Below are 15,336 nucleotides of genomic sequence, written 5' to 3'. Positions count from 1 at the left end.
TAAAGTTGATCCAGACACTGGCAAAATCACAATCCCAGCTGACAAAATAGAAGACGGCTCAGAAGTTACAGCTAAAACAGAAGACAAAGCTGGTAACGTTTCAGATGAGGGTAAAGTAGTAGCAGGTAGTGGCATAGAATTTAGCCCAGCTATCACAAGCGTGGTTGATGATGTCAATACAAATGCAAAAGACTCAACTGGCGATGTTAAAGGTGCTAAGACAAACGACAATAAACCTGAAATTAAAGGCAATATCGGCGTTGAAAAATCTGGCGTTGAAGTAACAATCTACGACAACGGCAAAGAGCTAGGCAAAGCCACTACAAACGACAAAGGCGAGTTTAGCTTTACACCAAGCACAGCTTTAACAGACGGCAAACACGAATTCGTAGCAAAAGCTACCGATGAGAAAGGCGAGAAGTCATCATCTGCTGTTAGCGTAGATGTAGATACACAAGTCATCAGCGACTTAGCAGTAAATGGCATTTCAGGCGACAACACCCTAAATCAAGTTGAAGCTATGTTTGACCAAGTCGTATCAGGCAAAATTTCAGGCGAGTTCAAAGCTGGCGATAAAGTTGAAGTTACAACAGCAAACGGCAAAACATTCTCATCAGCTCTTGATAAAGATGGCAATTTCGCTATCAAAATTCCGGGCGCTGACCTAATCGGCTTACAAAACGGCGAAAAACTACCACTTACACAAGACAAGAATGACATAGCCGTAAATGTAAAAGTAACCGCTCACGACGACGCTGGTAACGAAAAAGTAGTAACAAAAGTTCATAACTTTAACTACGACTTCTACGACCTAGAAGCACCAAAAATTACAGCTATCGTAGATAACGTAGCAGGCGGTAAAACTGGCGAGTTAGCAAATAACGACCTAACAAACGACAGCACGCCAACAATCAAAGGCACTATTTCAGACCAAGTCCTAAATGCGACAAAAGAGATGCAAATTTTTGACGGCGATAAGCTAATCGGCACAGCAACAGCAGTTGAAAAAACTGATACTAACGGCAAACGTTACGGCGAGTTTGAATTCACAAGTCCAGCCCTAAAAGATGGCACTCACAATATCAGCGTAAAAGCTGTTGATGTAAGTGGTAACACTTCAAACGCTTCAAATACATTTACAATTAATGTAGATACAAAAGTAGGCGTAGAAGTAAAACCAGATGGACAGATCATCATCACAAACGCAGAAAACGGTATCAAGCCAACAATCTCAATCGGCGGCAAAGATGTCAGCGTAGTTGAGAAAAATGGTAAATTCTACATACCGACAGAGAGCCTAGCTAATGGTAAAAACGTTATTAACGTAAGCGTAACTGACAAAGCTGGTAATACTGCAAGTGTAGCAACAGAAGCTGACTTTACAAAACACTCTATTGAAATTCCAAGCAATCAGGTTGGATTTACAGGTCATATGTGGTCGTGGGCTGGTGCAGTAAATCAGAGTGATTTTAGAACATTTAACACTGATGTTGAAGCTATTAAGGCAAGTCCAAGTCAAAAGGGCAAATACAATCACGCTGTAAATTTACAAGGTGCTTATGCTATTACAGGTGATCCTCTTGGGACTACGCATAAGTATTTTAAACAAGAAACTAATACGACTTGGAATGATGGTTTAAATCATCAACAGGTCTATTCGTTTAAGGCTACTACATTAATTCAGGGTGCAAAAGTAGTCAATGGCAAAACTAAACTTGTAGCACAGCCTACCCAGTCATTTACTGATGAAAATTATAAATTTGATGCTGGTGATCAAGGTAAGATTAGAGTTGCTATTAAGGTTGATGGACAGCTTCTATACAATAGCGACTGGATATATAAAAAGACATATATTGATTTGCCTATTGATTTAAATGGCAAACATAATGTTGAGATTATTATCGGATTGGATAACTCTGACCTTAGAGGTGCTGTCGGTATAGCAAATGAAAAAGGCGAATACTCAATCTTTGGTAAAGATAACGGCTCACTAGACTTTAATACTTATACAAAAGATTTCAGTCAAAATAGTGGCGTAGTCTATGATAGCACTTCAAATACATTTGTAAAAGAAGTATCTTCACAAAGTGCATTCAAAGCCGTTTCAAGCAAAACTGCTCACGACATTGACGGCACAGACGGCGTTGAAACAATCAACGGCACAAACGATGGCGACTACATTGACGCAAAAGGCGGTGCTGATACAATCAACGCTGGTAAAGGCGATGATGTCGTTGTATTTGATACAAAAGATGTCAAAGTTGATGGCGGAGATGGTAGAGATACGCTTCTTGTTAAAGAGAGCATTGACTTTACAAAAATCCAAAATCTTGACAGCAAGGTTGAGAATTTTGAAGTCATCTCACTTGGCGAAAAAGCGACTGATAGCGTAAGTATCACGCTTGATAAGGTAAATGTAGCCGACATACTTGATAATCAAGTAGTAAATGGCAAACCAACAAACAATGTCCTTGAAATCATCGGCGACAGCAACGATAAAGTAACGCTAAAAGGCTTTACAGAAGTTACTGATAGCCTAAAAACTGGCGTCAATGGCTTTGAAAAAGTAACTGATGCTAGTGGCAGGACAAACGACACAGCAGACGGCGCAAATGTAAGTGCTGAGCCAGTTGGTGCGTTAAATAACCAAGCTGACAAGCTAAGCAAACTGCTTGATACCGAAACAAATCGTGTCTTTAAAACCACTACAAGTGATGGACAAGACCTATATGTTGAAGTTAATAAGCTAATTGATGTCAAACTAGAAGACAATCAATAACACACAAAGGCGGGGGCAACCCCGTCTTTTAAAATCCCCCATAAAATGCTATAATCCCCAAAAGGATAAAAATGTCAAAATTAGATGAAGCAAAAGAGCGGTTACTTACGTTAAGGTTTTGGCTTAGTATCGCTGTTGGTTCTTTTCTTGCTATTGTAGGTTGGATAGCAAATAACTATAAAGAAGCCGAAAATATATTGATTATTTCAGCATTTTGTTCTCTGGCACTTTTGATAATTGCAATTTTGATTATTAACAGAGCCATTGATAAGAAAAGCACAGATATAGGCAAACTCAAAAAATAAGGATAAAAAATGGATACTTTCGTAATTATAGGTTTGATTTTGTGTTTCATAGGTTTTGCTTACGCTATGATTGATGGCATTATCACAAACTCAAAATTTGACATAAAATAATCCTAGTGATTATGCCCTAAATGTCCGTTGCTATCGCCCTTTAAATCGCAAATTAGCTCATCTTTGCAGTCATTTTGTGCGGTTTCAAGCTGTATCGTTTGGTGCGTGATATTTAGCTTTTTTAGTGCATTTTCAATGTTTTTTACTATCTCTTGCCCATCTTTTATGCTTAAAGTGCTATCAACGACCACGTGAGCACAAAGCGCATTTATCCCACTGCTAATGCTCCAAATATGTAAGTCGTGGATTGATTTTACCCCATTTACGCCTAAAATCGCCGTTAAAATTTCATCGCTATTTACATTTACTGGCGATCCCTCCATTAAGATATGAAAAGTCGCTTTTAACAGCTCCCAGCCACTCTTTGCGACCAAAATCGCAACCAAAACACTCACGATAGCATCAGCGATAAAAAGATTAAAAAATATCATCAAAAGTCCAGTCACAACAGCCCCAGCCGAGCCAAGCAGGTCGCTTAAAACGTGCAAATACGCACCTTTTAAATTCACATTTTCGCTCACATCTGCCTTTTTTAGCATATAAAATGCCACGACTAAATTAACCAAAAGTCCGACAAAACTCACCGCTAACATACCAAAAGTGGCAATCTCTGGCGGATTTTTAAAGCGACTAATCGCCTCAAAAACTATCCAAACAGCAATCGCTAAAAGCGTGATAGAGTTTAAAAACGCCACTAAAATTTCAACCCTTTTATAGCCAAATGTGTGGCGTAACGTGCCGTTTTTCTCGCCGATTTTAAACGCTAAAAGTGCCAGCGCTAGGGCTAGGGCGTCTGAGAGCATATGGGTTGCGTCCGAGAGCAGGGCTAGGGAGTTTGTTACAAATCCGCCGATAACTTCAACCACCATAAACAAAAATATAATGAAAAATGAAATTTTTAGCACCCTTTTGTTGCTCGTGTGAGCGTGGCTATGGTCGCATTCGGCGTGGTTGGCGTGTTGTTTGTGTTCGTGGCTGTGCGAATTTTTAGCGTGATTTTTGCAATTTAAACCATTAAAATTTTCGTTTTCACGCTCGGTTTGGTCGTGTGCTTCGTGATTTTTGTCGTGTGCGTGATTTTTTATTTCGTGGTCGGCGTGTAAATTTTCATCGTGGCTGTTCATTTCGCACTCGCCGTGTGCGTGATTTTGTGTTTCGTGGTCGTTTGCGTGGTCGTGAGTGTGTGAATTTTCGCCTTTATCGTGTAGGTTTATGCCTGAAAATTCGCATTTTTCGTTTTTGTCGTGGCTGTTTGTTTTGTTGTCGCCGTGTAAATTTTTATCGTGTCCGTGTCCGCAATCGGCGTGGTCGCCGTGAGTGTGTGAATTTTCACGCTCAAAGTTTTCATTTTCGTGCAAATTTTTATCCGCATTTTTGCCTAAAACAAACGCAAAATCATCTAAAAATTCTCTATTTTTCATCAAAATCCTTACAAATCATCGCTAATTTCGGTGCTAACTCTGCTACTTATATCTTTAAGTTGCGAGAAGTGTTGAAGCAGTCTAGGCACGTCATCAAGGCTAATGCAAAGCGTCCAAAGGTAGGTCATCACAGAGTAGATATGCCCTGCGTTTGCATTTTGGCTTGAAAGTGTGATGATAGCCACGCCAAAGAGCAAAAACGCAAAAATGCCGATGATTAGGTATCCAAGTGCCTCTTTGTTTGAGATAGCAATACGAAATAGCGAGGTCAGCTCATAGTGGCGTTTTGTGCCGTTCTCATCGTGATTTTCTATCACAAAGACGTCCTTTTCAAGGCGGTTATTTAGCCTAAAATACAGCCTATCGTTGGCACGGATAAACCCACGTAAATTTAGCCATAAAATCAAAATTCCAACAAACGAAGCCACGCCCACAACTGGCTCAATCACTAAAAGCATACAAAATGAGCCGACAATAGAAACAGTCGTGGTAAAAAGCGTCGGCAGGTGCTCTTCAAAAAAGCTAATTAGCTCACGAGATAGAGCCACTCTGGCTGAAATTTTTGACGTGTCGGTGGATTTTTTTCGCTCGCTCATTATCACTTTTACGCATAAATTCGCATAAATCGTGGCAAAAACCTGCGTGTCAATCTTACGCCTAGCCGCACCTAAAACCCAGCCAAGAAGCACGATTATTGCGTAGCTTAGGGCTAAGAGCGTCTCGCCACTAATTATCTTATTAATCGCCCAACCAGCAATGAGCGGATAGAGCGTAAAAAGCACGTTTTCGGCTAAAACCAGCCAGAACGTGCCAAGTAGCTTTTTGTAGTTTTGCGTGGCAATTTTTTTAATGGCGTAAAATGCGTTTTTATTCATCAAAATCCTTAAAAATTTGCAATTTTAGCCAGTTTTTGTAAATGAACGGATTTAAAAATTCATCTCATTTAGCCGTTTTATCCGCTCATTCGTGCTTGGGTGCGTGCGAAATAGCGATGAGAGCGTGTCCTTAACTCCACTAAATGGGCTAATGATGAAAAGATGAGCGGTTTGGGCGTTTGCGTTTTGTAAATTTTGTGAGTAATTTTGCAGTTTTGCCAGGGCAGAAGCCAGATGATGAGGTTTTTTTGTCATCATTGCTGCGCCCTTGTCGGCTTTGTATTCACGCTCACGCGAGATTGCCATTTGAATGATTAGTGCAACCACTGGCATTATGATACTTGCTATTAAAATTAGTGCTGTATTTTTTCTATTTTGGCTAGAAATGGCGCTAAATTTGGCAAAATTTGCAATCATCGCAATCGCACCAGCAAACACGGCAACAATTGAGCCAGTTAAAATATCGTAGTGGCGGACGTGGCTTAGCTCGTGAGCGATGACGCCCTCTATCTCATCTGGTGTAAGCAGATCTAAAAGCCCCTCGGTTACGGCGACGGCTGAATTTTTGGGGTTTCTGCCAGTGGCAAAGGCGTTTGGCGTCTTATCAGGTATGATATAAACGGCTGGGAGTGGGGTGTTTGAACGCTCACAAAGGCTTTTTACGATATCTAAAAGCCCCTTTGCGTTACTCTCATCAACTCGCACGGCGTTGTAGTGTTTTAGCACGAGCGTGTCGCTAAAAAAGTAGCTAAAAAAGTTAGTGGCAAGCGCGATTAAAAGCGCGATAAAAACGCCCTGTGTGCCACCTATCATCGCTCCAAAAAATACAAAAATCAGGGCTAGGGTCGCCATTAAAAAGGCGCTTTTAAAAATCTCCACGAATTGCCTCCCTAAAAATCGCAACATCAACACCAAGATAGGCTAAAATCGCAATCTCCGCCTCATCATCAATCACACAAGCGATTTTGCTATCAAACAGATAAAACTCAGCCATTTTTGCAAAATTTTTTGCGTTTTTAATATCGCAGATGATAAATTTAGCACCGCTAGCGTTTGCTAAAATTGCCTTAGTTAAATCATCGCAAACTACGCTAAACTGGGCGTTTTGCTCTTTTGCTTTTTTGATTAATGCTTTGTCAAACTCAAAAAAGCAGTTTTCATAAATTTCATCTTTTGTGAAAATTAACGGCTCGTAAGCGATCAAATCGTGTCCTAAAATTTGCATTCTAACCCCTTAAACAATCACGGCAAAAGTGCTTGCCGTTGCTTAAAATCGTGCTTTTTAAAGGCACGAAAGTCCCGCATTTTTCGCACTCAACGAAATTTTCAATCTCCTTTTCATCTTTTGGTTTATCTAGCTTTTTAAACTTAAAAAAGATGAGATAAACGACTGCTAAAATCGCAATTAGAGTTAAAATTTTGCCTAGCATAATCCGTCCATTAAAATGTAATTTCTATTTTTTTTGTTAAAAATTTCAGCCCTAAAATCGCCAAGCTCATCTTTAACACTACTGCCTTTATAAAGCAGAAATTTCGTGCTTTTATCATAAAATCCACTGCAAATTTTCACAAAATCAGGGATTTTCATCAACGCCCTTGATGTGATTAAATCGGCTTTAAATTTAGGACAAAGCTCAATTTTTTGGCTGTGAATTTTTATGTTTTCTAAACCAAGCTCAACTTTGATGAAATTTAAAAACGCCGATTTTTTGGTATTTGGCTCAAAAAGATACCACGAAATTTCAGGCGTTTTAAGTGCTAAAAAAATCGCTGGAAACCCAGCTCCACTGCCAACGTCAATCGCCGTTTTAAACCTGCTAAAATCTAAAAATTCAAGCGGAGCAAGGCTATCAATGACCTGTTCGTTGATATTTTTATAATTTGTTAGGCTATGGATTTGATTAAATTTAGCCAAAATTTCAGCAAATTTTGCCACATTTGTTTCAAAACTACTCATCGTTTAGCATATGCCCCATTTGCTCTTTTTTGACCTTTAAATACTCTTTGTTAAACTCATTTGCTTTTGTTTGTATTGGCACACGAGATACGATCTCTACGCACTTTAAGCCACTTAATTTTTCTGGATTATTTGTTAAAAGATTGATTTTTTTAATGCCAAAATGACTTAAAATTTCATCAACGATTTCGTAAGTTCGCTCATCAGCCTTAAAGCCAAGCTGATGATTTGCCTTAATCGTATCAAAGCCCTGATCTTGCAGGCTGTAAGCGTTTATTTTGTTTAAAAGCCCGATATTTCGCCCCTCTTGGCGAAGATAAATAACCATACCGCCGTGATTTTCAATGTATTTTAAACTCGCTTCAAGCTGATCCCTGCAATCGCATTTTAAGCTGCCAATGGCATCGCCAGTTAGGCACTCTGAGTGGATTCGCACATTTACGACCTCGCCAAACGGCTCTTTATAGACCGCTAAATGCTCCTTTTCGCCCTCTTTAAACGCCTTTAATTTATAGCTCCCAAAGCGAGAGGGCAAATTTGCTACGTTTGAAATTTCAATTTTCATTTTAAATTTACTCCGATTGTGTTAAACTTAGGGCATTTTAACAGATTAAAGGCAAAATTATGTTTAAACGATTTAGACGACTTAGAACGAGCGAAAATTTAAGGGCGATGATGAGAGAGACTACGCTTAGCGTTGATGATTTTATCTATCCGCTTTTTGTGGTTGAGGGTGTTGGCATTAGGCGTGAGATCGCTTCAATGCCGGGCGTTTTTCAGCTTAGCGTTGATGAAATTTTAAAAGAGTGCGAAGAGATCATAAATCTAGGCATAAAATCAATCATCTTGTTTGGAATTCCAAGCGTCAAAGATAGTATCGGCTCTGACGCCCTAAGCGATGACGGCATAATAGCAACGGCGTTAAGGGCGATAAAGGCGAAATTCCCAAGCCTTTTTGTGGTAACCGACCTTTGCTTTTGCGAATACACCGACCACGGACACTGCGGGATACTTGATCACGTTTGCGGTTCGGTGGATAACGACGCCACGCTTGAAATTTCAGCCAAACAAGCCTTAATCCACGCCAAAAACGGCGCTGATATGATAGCACCAAGCGGTATGATGGACGGCATAATCGCCACTTTAAGAAACGCGCTTGATGAAAACGGCTATGAGAATTTACCGATAATGGCGTATTCAACCAAATTTGCCTCGGCTTACTACGGGCCATTTCGCGATGTAGCCGAGAGCACTCCGAGTTTTGGCGATAGAAAGAGCTATCAAATGGACTTTGCAAATCGCCTTGAAGCGATAAATGAGAGCCTTGAAGATGAGAGGCAGGGTGCTGATATTTTAATGGTAAAACCAGCTCTTGCCTATCTTGACGTGGTGCGTGAGATTAAAAATTTAACGCTCACACCGCTTTGCGTTTATAATGTAAGTGGCGAATACGCTATGCTAAAAGCAGCCGCCAAAGCCGGTGTGATTGATTACGAAAAAGTGATGCTTGAAACGCTTTTAGCGTTTAAAAGAGCGGGTGCGAGTTTAATCATAACCTATCACGCAAAAGAGGCAGCGAAAATTTTGCGTGGTTAAACGGCTTGTCTCGCGAGTGTCTTTTGCGGAGCTTGAAATTTTAAGTCGGCGATAGGCTGTGTGCCTTATCTTGACTTAAAATTTCTACGCAACCACAAAATCATCTTGCGATACTACGCCTTTTTTGTTTGAAATTTAAAATAAGGAGCAAAAATGCGACATTTTTTGACATTAAACGATTTTAGTAAAGATGAAATTCTTGAAATTCTAGACCTTGCAAAAAAGATAAAGGCAAAGGCAAAGGCTGGTAAATTTAAAAAGTATCTAAAAAATCAAAAACTAGCGATGATTTTTGAGAAAAGCTCGACTAGGACGCGAGTTAGCTTTGATGTGGGTATGAATGAGCTTGGCGGACACGCTCTGTTTTTAAGCTCAAACGACATACAAATCGGACGCGGAGAGCCGATAAAGGACACCGCAAGGGTTTTAAGCCGAATGTGCGATATGATAATGGCTCGTGTAAATAGCCACGAAACGCTAAATGAACTAGCCAAATTTTCATCGGTGCCAGTGATAAACGGACTAAGCGATATGTTTCATCCAGTGCAGATTATGGCGGACTTTTTAACGATGATGGAGCATAATAAACTAGGCGCGGTCGCTTACGTTGGGGACGCAAATAACATTACAAATTCGTGGCTAATGCTAGCTTCTAAGCTCGGCTTTGAGCTAAGAATCGCCACGCCAAAGGACTACGCTCCGCTAAAAAGCGTGCTTGATTTAGCCTATGAAAACGCCAAAATCTCAGGCGCTAAAATCATCATCACAAACGACATAAAAGAGGCGGTAAAAGACGCAAAGGTCGTAACCACCGACACTTGGGTATCAATGGGGCAAGAGAGCGAGAAAGAAAAACGCATTAAGGATTTTGCTGGATTTTGCGTAGATGAGAGCGTGATGAGCCTAGCAGACAAGGACGCTATGTTTTTACACTGCTTGCCGGCTTACAGGGGTTATGAAGTGAGCGAAGCGGTCTTTGAAGCGCACGCTGATGAAATTTTTGATGAAGCCGAAAACCGCCTACACGCACAAAAAGCGATAATGGTTTGGCTTGATAGAAAAAGGACACGCACGTGAGAGAGATAAGCATAAAAACGGACATCAGCGATGAGGTCTTAGAAATTTTAAAAGCCGTCGTGCTAGTTTCTGACCCAAATGCGGTGTTTAGTTGCAACGAACAGAGCATTAGCGATGATGATGAGCGTGATTTTGCTCAAATTTTAAAGCAAAGAGATGAGGGCAAACTTGATTTTATCGCCTTTGATGATATGCAAAAATACCTAAATAGCGTTATTGAAGGCGTTAAGTGAATATAAAAATTTTGGCAATTTACAGCAAAAATAGGGACAATGATGAGTAACAAAAAAGACGCTTTGGCACAAATAGAGCAAATCAGCCAAGATTTTGGCATTAAAGATGATGAGCGGACGATTTTTGAGATTGTGCCGACGGAGAATAAAAACGAGAAATTTTTAAACCTAAAAAGTGGCTCGTGGGACGGCGTGGAGCCGTGGTTTGGCATTGATGAGAAGCAAAATCTACACACTATGGTATCCATTAAATCGCTCTCGGCGTTAATTGAGGCGTTTAGGCGACTTCAAAAGGAGAATTTTGAGCTTCGGCTTGAAAAGGCGATTTGGCAAAATGTGCCGATTGATTTTGGCGATGTTTGGGCAGTTGCGATGAGCGAGATAAGGTCGCAAAAGCAGGGCGGCGACATTGATTTGGATAAAATTTTACGCAAAATCAAAAAGGCGCACCCAAATTTATTTGTAGATATTAAAGAGATGATGAGAATAAGAGGTAATGCAAATGATTGATTTTGACGCATATGTTAAGTATTCGCGCCCTGGTCCAAGATATACAAGCTATCCGACGGCGCTTGAATTTAGCGGTGATTTTAGCTACGAAAGCTACATAAACGAGCTAAAAAACCGCGATAAAACTCGCCCTTTATCGCTTTATTTTCACTTGCCGTTTTGTCGCTCCGCCTGTTATTTTTGCGGCTGTAACGTGATTTACACGAGCAAAGAGGATAAAAAAGAGCGTTATATCGGCTACTTAGAGCGTGAGCTTGAAATTTTAAGCTCTCATCTTGACACGACCTCGCCTGTTTTACAGCTTCATTTTGGCGGCGGCACTCCGACATTTTTTAGCGCCGCCCAGCTTGATAAAATCATAAAATTAATCAAAGCCAAATTTACAAATTTCAGCGAAGACGCCGAAATTTCGTGCGAGATTGACCCGAGATTTTTAAATGAAGATCAGATAAAAGTGTTGACCTCTCACGGCTTTAACCGCATAAGCTACGGCGTTCAGGATTTTGATGAAAAAGTCCAAGCCGAAATTCACCGCATTCAGCCTTATGAAATCACGCAAAATGCGGTAAATTTAGCAAGGCGTTACGGCATAAAATCCATAAATATGGACTTAATTTACGGCTTGCCATATCAGAGTTTAGAGAGTTTTAAAAACACCCTAAAAATGGCACTCACTCTTAGCCCAGACCGCTTAGCGATTTTTAACTACGCACACGTGCCGTGGATAAAAAAATCAATGCGAAAATTTGATGAAACGACCTTGCCAAGCCCAAAAACAAAGCTTGAAATTTTAAAATTTACAGCCGGGTTTTTAACCCAAAACGGCTATAAAATGATAGGAATGGATCACTTTGCAAAGCCAGATGATGAGCTGTTTAAAGCCCTAAACGACGGCACTTTGCACCGAAATTTTCAAGGCTATACGACAAAGGGCGGCGCTGATTTAATCGGCGTTGGGGTTACAAGTATCGGCGAGTTAAAACGTCACTACGCGCAAAATTTCAAAGATTTAGACGAATACGAAAACGCCATTGACGCTGGGCGTTTGCCATATTCTAGGGGCGTTTATCTAAGTGATGAAGACCTGCTTAGAAAGGCGGTGATTATGAGCTTAATGGCAAATTTCACGCTTGATATTAAAGCCATTGAGCGTGAGTTTGGCGTGAGCTTTAAAGAGCATTTTAAAGCCGAGTTAGATGAGCTTAAAAATTTAAGCGAATTCGTTCAAATCACCGATGACAGGCTTATCGTAAATGAAACCGGCGCAATGCTAATTCGCAACATTGCAATGTGTTTTGATGAGTATATGGTTAAATTTAAAGACAGCAAAAATAGCTTTTCAAAGACGATATGATGATAAATTTAAAAGAAATTTCAGATAAATGCGTAAAGTGTGGCAAGTGCATTCAGGTTTGCACGATTTATGATATAAACCGCGATGAAACGACCAGCCCACGTGGATTTTTAGACCTTGTGGGCGCTTATGAAAGGGGCGAGTTAAAGCTTGATAAAACGGCAAAAAACATCTTTGAGAGCTGTTTTTTATGCACGAACTGCGTAAGCGTCTGCCCATCTTCGCTTAGGGTTGATAGCGCCATTGAGCAGGTTCGCTACGATATCGCCCAAAAATACGGCATTGCGTGGTATAAAAAGGCGTTTTTTTACCTGCTTAGACACCGCAAGATTATGGATTTTTGTGCCAAAATGGGCTACGTTTTTCAAAGTTGTGCCTTTAAGATAAAGGACAGGGCGATGAGCCCTAGATTTAGCCTACCGCTCGTAAAAAAAGAGCGACTTTTGCCCACAGCTAGTAAGAGCAGTTTTTTAAACGCAAATGCCGAATTTATAGACAACGGCGGCGAAAAATCGGTGGGAATTTTCATCGGCTGTATGGCAAATTACGCCTACACCGAGATTGGCGATGGGCTTTTAAAAATTTTAAAGACGCTAAAAATCAACGCCCATTTGATGAAAAAACAAGCCTGTTGCGGCGCTCCGGCGTATTTTACCGGCGATTTTAGCAACGTTGAAGCTTTGGCTAAAAAAAATATAGTTTATTTTGAAAAAATGCTTGAAAGCTTAGATGCCATAATCATCCCAGAAGCGACCTGTTCGGCGATGATAAAGGTTGATTATGAGCATTTTTTCGCACAAGATAAGGAGTGGCAAGAAAGGGCAAAAAATGTCAGTAAAAGGATATTTTTAGCCACCGAATATTTTGAGAAATTTACGAATTTAAAAGAAATTTTAGCCAAAAACGCCAAAAATCAAACGCTTGTAACCTACCACGACCCCTGCCACGCTAGAAAAATGCAGGGCGTTTTTAAAGAACCGCGAAATTTATTGGCTCAAAATTTCACGCTCGTTGAGATGAGCGATCCGAATGCTTGTTGCGGTTTTGGCGGAGTTACGATGCAAAGCGAGAAGTATCATCTAAGCCGAAAAGTCGGGCAAAATAAAGCCGTGATGATAGAAAATAGCGGCGCAAATATCGTAAGTGCGGAGTGTAGCGCGTGCAAAATGCAACTCTCAAACGCACTTCACATTAAAAATTCCAAAATCGCTGTAAAAAATCCGATTGAGTTAATCGCAAATTCATTGTAAAAATCCACAAAAATGGGGAAGATAGCGCGTTAAATTTGATTTTTAAACAATTTTTGGTTAAAATCGCAACATTTTTTATTCTATTTAAGAAGGAATTTTGTTATGAAAAAGATTGTTTCTGCTAGTATTTTAGCAGCTTTAAGCATTGCAAGTGCAAATGCCGAAGGGTTTAATTACCGAATTTTTGTCGGCACATTTGGAGAGGGCAGAAGCGATACTTCTGTTAATAAAGTAGCTCAAAAACTTCAAAACGATATTGAAGGTATTGCAAATTTAATTGAGGTTGATAGCTACATTTCTGATAAAAAAGAGAAGGTACTTTTTATTGACACCAAGCCAATTTCAAGAGCAGAAGCGGACTCTCTTTTAGCCAAGGTTAAACAGATAAAGGGTCATAGCGACTCATTTATGAAGCTAAAAACCGAGCAAGACTATCTAATTGTAACTGAAAATCAAAAGGCAAGAGCAAGTGGCAAAATGGCTCCGCTAAATATTGAGCAGGTTTTAGCAGGCGATGAGGTCCCTGAAATGCCAAAACAAGACCCAGTCGTGCCAGCTAGTGAGACACAAGCCACTGGCAACGCTCTAACACTTGAAAGCGTCGTAAAGAGCATTTTAAGCGAAAATCCAAACATAAAACAGGCAGAATTTACATATTTACAAGTCGGCAAAGACCTAAATATCGCTAAAAACGCCTACTATCCGACACTTGATGCAAGTGGCTATGTCGGCTATGAGAAAAAACGCCTAGATGACGGCGTATCAACAAGAACTGGCGACGGCAGAATTTCAGGTGCAAACCTAACTCTAACTGAAAATTTATACAACGGCGGCGCTGATAAACACCGCATAAATTCACAAAGCGCTAGACTTGACTCAACAGCCTACACCCTAGCACAAACAGCCGATAGGCTCGTTTTACAGGCTGTAAATGCCTATTTAGAGCTTATTAAAACTAAGAAAATTCTTGACATTGAGGCTGATTCTGTTAAGAGCCACGAGCAAATTTATAATCAAATCAAAGACCGAGCGCAAGCTGGTTTTGGCGTAGCCTCAGAAGAACGCCAAGCTGGTTCAAGATACACCCTAGCCCAGTCAAATCTAATCGCAGCTGAAAACAATTACGAAGACGCTATCTCTACATTTGAAAAGCTTTATGGACGTAGAGTGACAGCGGCTGATTTGGTTATGCCAGAGTTTGGCTTAGCACTACCAAATTCTGAAAAAGAGGTTTATGATAAAGCTATGCTTTGTAACCCATCTTTGCTAGTGCAAAGGGCAAATATCGCAATGGCTGAGTCTGTCGTAAAAGAGAAAGACGCTCCATTTAGACCAAAGCTAGACCTTGAAGTTTCAGGTAATTACGAGCATACAAATGTCCTTTATGATAACTACGAAGAGGCGACATTTGATACGCTTTTAAGATTACGATATAACCTTTATAACAAAGGCACAGATAAGCTAGAAAAAGAGAAAAGCCAGCTAGCCACATCAGCCGAGCAACAAACTCTTGATGTTTTAACAAGAGATTTAACAGAGAGCCTAAAATTTTCGTGGCAAAACTACACACTTGAACAGAAAAAAATGGCTTATCTAAATGAGCACGTTGAGTTTGCAAAAGCGACACTTGACTCATATCAAGATGAATTTAGAATCGGCAGAAGAGATCTAATCAACCTACTTGACGCCGAGAACGAATACAACACAGCGTTAAAAGAGATTATCAACACCGAAACAGCACTTTTATACGCAAAATATAGACTGCTTGATAATATGGGTATGATCTCAGATAGCTTTGAGCCGGGATTTGCTAAGAAGTATATCCAAGGTGCTTGTAGCATAGCAAACGATTTAAGGTAAAATTTTAA

16 protein-coding genes are annotated in these 15,336 nt (G+C 40.2%); 9 read left to right on the top strand and 7 right to left on the bottom strand.

Annotation, left to right across the window (positions count from 1 at the left end; genetic code table 11):
* Both NYG85_RS08405 and NYG85_RS08400 read left to right on the top strand, forming a co-directional pair.
* The coding region (locus NYG85_RS08405) for an Ig-like domain-containing protein (protein WP_284938039.1) at positions 1 to 2,779 on the top strand (2,779 nt) is incomplete at its 5' end.
* 71 nt (positions 2,780 to 2,850) lie between these two features.
* Positions 2,851 to 3,084, top strand: coding sequence for a hypothetical protein (locus NYG85_RS08400; protein WP_284938038.1), 234 nt, complete (start codon positions 2,851 to 2,853; stop codon positions 3,082 to 3,084).
* Between the two features lie 113 nt (positions 3,085 to 3,197).
* On the opposite strand, the gene NYG85_RS12080 is transcribed toward NYG85_RS08400, so the two are convergent.
* The 7 genes from NYG85_RS12080 to ribA are packed head-to-tail and all read right to left on the bottom strand — an operon-like array spanning position 3,198 to position 8,013.
* Positions 3,198 to 4,616, bottom strand: a complete 1,419-nt coding sequence (locus NYG85_RS12080; protein ID WP_349252806.1) for a cation diffusion facilitator family transporter — start codon at positions 4,614 to 4,616, stop codon at positions 3,198 to 3,200.
* A gap of 8 nt (positions 4,617 to 4,624) precedes the next feature.
* Positions 4,625 to 5,491 (bottom strand): ABC transporter six-transmembrane domain-containing protein, encoded by an 867-nt coding sequence (locus NYG85_RS08390; protein WP_284938037.1) that lies wholly within the window; start codon positions 5,489 to 5,491, stop codon positions 4,625 to 4,627.
* A gap of 51 nt (positions 5,492 to 5,542) precedes the next feature.
* A complete protein-coding gene (gene htpX / locus NYG85_RS08385; RefSeq protein ID WP_284938036.1) occupies positions 5,543 to 6,370 on the bottom strand; it encodes a zinc metalloprotease HtpX in 828 nt (275 codons plus the stop codon).
* Positions 6,357 to 6,716: a hypothetical protein gene (locus NYG85_RS08380; RefSeq protein WP_284938035.1), complete on the bottom strand. Its 360-nt coding sequence runs from the start codon at positions 6,714 to 6,716 to the stop codon at positions 6,357 to 6,359. The genes htpX and NYG85_RS08380 overlap by 14 nt, the downstream gene beginning before the upstream one ends.
* Position 6,717: 1 nt before the next feature.
* Positions 6,718 to 6,921, bottom strand: a complete 204-nt coding sequence (locus tag NYG85_RS08375; RefSeq protein ID WP_284938034.1) for a PP0621 family protein — start codon at positions 6,919 to 6,921, stop codon at positions 6,718 to 6,720.
* Complete coding sequence (gene rsmG, locus NYG85_RS08370; RefSeq protein WP_284938033.1) at positions 6,915 to 7,448, bottom strand: 16S rRNA (guanine(527)-N(7))-methyltransferase RsmG; 534 nt, start codon at positions 7,446 to 7,448, stop codon at positions 6,915 to 6,917. Before rsmG ends, NYG85_RS08375 begins: the two co-directional genes overlap by 7 nt.
* Positions 7,441 to 8,013, bottom strand: coding sequence for a GTP cyclohydrolase II (ribA, locus tag NYG85_RS08365; RefSeq protein WP_284938032.1), 573 nt, complete (start codon positions 8,011 to 8,013; stop codon positions 7,441 to 7,443). The genes rsmG and ribA overlap by 8 nt, the downstream gene beginning before the upstream one ends.
* A 59-nt stretch (positions 8,014 to 8,072) precedes the next feature.
* Between ribA and hemB the strand changes: the two genes are divergently transcribed.
* From hemB to NYG85_RS08330, 7 genes are all read left to right on the top strand, one after another.
* Positions 8,073 to 9,044, top strand: coding sequence for a porphobilinogen synthase (hemB, locus tag NYG85_RS08360; protein WP_284938031.1), 972 nt, complete (start codon positions 8,073 to 8,075; stop codon positions 9,042 to 9,044).
* A gap of 153 nt (positions 9,045 to 9,197) precedes the next feature.
* Positions 9,198 to 10,121: an ornithine carbamoyltransferase gene (gene argF / locus NYG85_RS08355; RefSeq protein WP_284938030.1), complete on the top strand. Its 924-nt coding sequence runs from the start codon at positions 9,198 to 9,200 to the stop codon at positions 10,119 to 10,121.
* The gene (locus tag NYG85_RS08350) at positions 10,118 to 10,354 is read left to right on the top strand and encodes a hypothetical protein (protein WP_284938029.1); all 237 of its coding nucleotides are present in this window, start codon (positions 10,118 to 10,120) and stop codon (positions 10,352 to 10,354) included. Before argF ends, NYG85_RS08350 begins: the two co-directional genes overlap by 4 nt.
* 42 nt (positions 10,355 to 10,396) lie before the next feature.
* The gene (locus NYG85_RS08345; protein ID WP_432264855.1) at positions 10,397 to 10,864 is read left to right on the top strand and encodes a DUF2603 domain-containing protein; all 468 of its coding nucleotides are present in this window, start codon (positions 10,397 to 10,399) and stop codon (positions 10,862 to 10,864) included.
* Positions 10,857 to 12,218, top strand: coding sequence for an oxygen-independent coproporphyrinogen III oxidase (gene hemN, locus NYG85_RS08340; RefSeq protein WP_284938027.1), 1,362 nt, complete (start codon positions 10,857 to 10,859; stop codon positions 12,216 to 12,218). The genes NYG85_RS08345 and hemN overlap by 8 nt, the downstream gene beginning before the upstream one ends.
* Before the next feature lie 2 nt (positions 12,219 to 12,220).
* A complete protein-coding gene (locus tag NYG85_RS08335; protein WP_284938041.1) occupies positions 12,221 to 13,468 on the top strand; it encodes a (Fe-S)-binding protein in 1,248 nt (415 codons plus the stop codon).
* 102 nt (positions 13,469 to 13,570) lie between these two features.
* Positions 13,571 to 15,328 (top strand): TolC family protein, encoded by a 1,758-nt coding sequence (locus NYG85_RS08330; protein WP_284938026.1) that lies wholly within the window; start codon positions 13,571 to 13,573, stop codon positions 15,326 to 15,328.
* The last annotated feature ends 8 nt before the right edge of the window (positions 15,329 to 15,336 follow it).

The organism is Campylobacter gastrosuis, from assembly GCF_030249845.1.
GTDB classification, from domain to species: domain Bacteria; phylum Campylobacterota; class Campylobacteria; order Campylobacterales; family Campylobacteraceae; genus Campylobacter_A; species Campylobacter_A gastrosuis.
The sequence above is the reverse complement of the archived record's forward strand: the minus strand, read 5'-3'. Positions and strand labels throughout refer to the sequence as shown.

Coding starts and splice junctions, on each gene's coding strand:
- NYG85_RS08345 (WP_432264855.1), top strand. CDS start 10,397: ATGAGTAACAAAAAAGACGCTTTGGCACAAATAGAGCAAATCAGCCAA.
- NYG85_RS08390 (WP_284938037.1), bottom strand. CDS start 5,491: ATGAATAAAAACGCATTTTACGCCATTAAAAAAATTGCCACGCAAAAC.
- NYG85_RS08375 (WP_284938034.1), bottom strand. CDS start 6,921: ATGCTAGGCAAAATTTTAACTCTAATTGCGATTTTAGCAGTCGTTTAT.
- hemN (WP_284938027.1), top strand. CDS start 10,857: ATGATTGATTTTGACGCATATGTTAAGTATTCGCGCCCTGGTCCAAGA.
- NYG85_RS12080 (WP_349252806.1), bottom strand. CDS start 4,616: ATGAAAAATAGAGAATTTTTAGATGATTTTGCGTTTGTTTTAGGCAAA.
- ribA (WP_284938032.1), bottom strand. CDS start 8,013: ATGAAAATTGAAATTTCAAACGTAGCAAATTTGCCCTCTCGCTTTGGG.
- argF (WP_284938030.1), top strand. CDS start 9,198: ATGCGACATTTTTTGACATTAAACGATTTTAGTAAAGATGAAATTCTT.
- NYG85_RS08400 (WP_284938038.1), top strand. CDS start 2,851: ATGTCAAAATTAGATGAAGCAAAAGAGCGGTTACTTACGTTAAGGTTT.
- NYG85_RS08330 (WP_284938026.1), top strand. CDS start 13,571: ATGAAAAAGATTGTTTCTGCTAGTATTTTAGCAGCTTTAAGCATTGCA.
- NYG85_RS08380 (WP_284938035.1), bottom strand. CDS start 6,716: ATGCAAATTTTAGGACACGATTTGATCGCTTACGAGCCGTTAATTTTC.
- hemB (WP_284938031.1), top strand. CDS start 8,073: ATGTTTAAACGATTTAGACGACTTAGAACGAGCGAAAATTTAAGGGCG.
- rsmG (WP_284938033.1), bottom strand. CDS start 7,448: ATGAGTAGTTTTGAAACAAATGTGGCAAAATTTGCTGAAATTTTGGCT.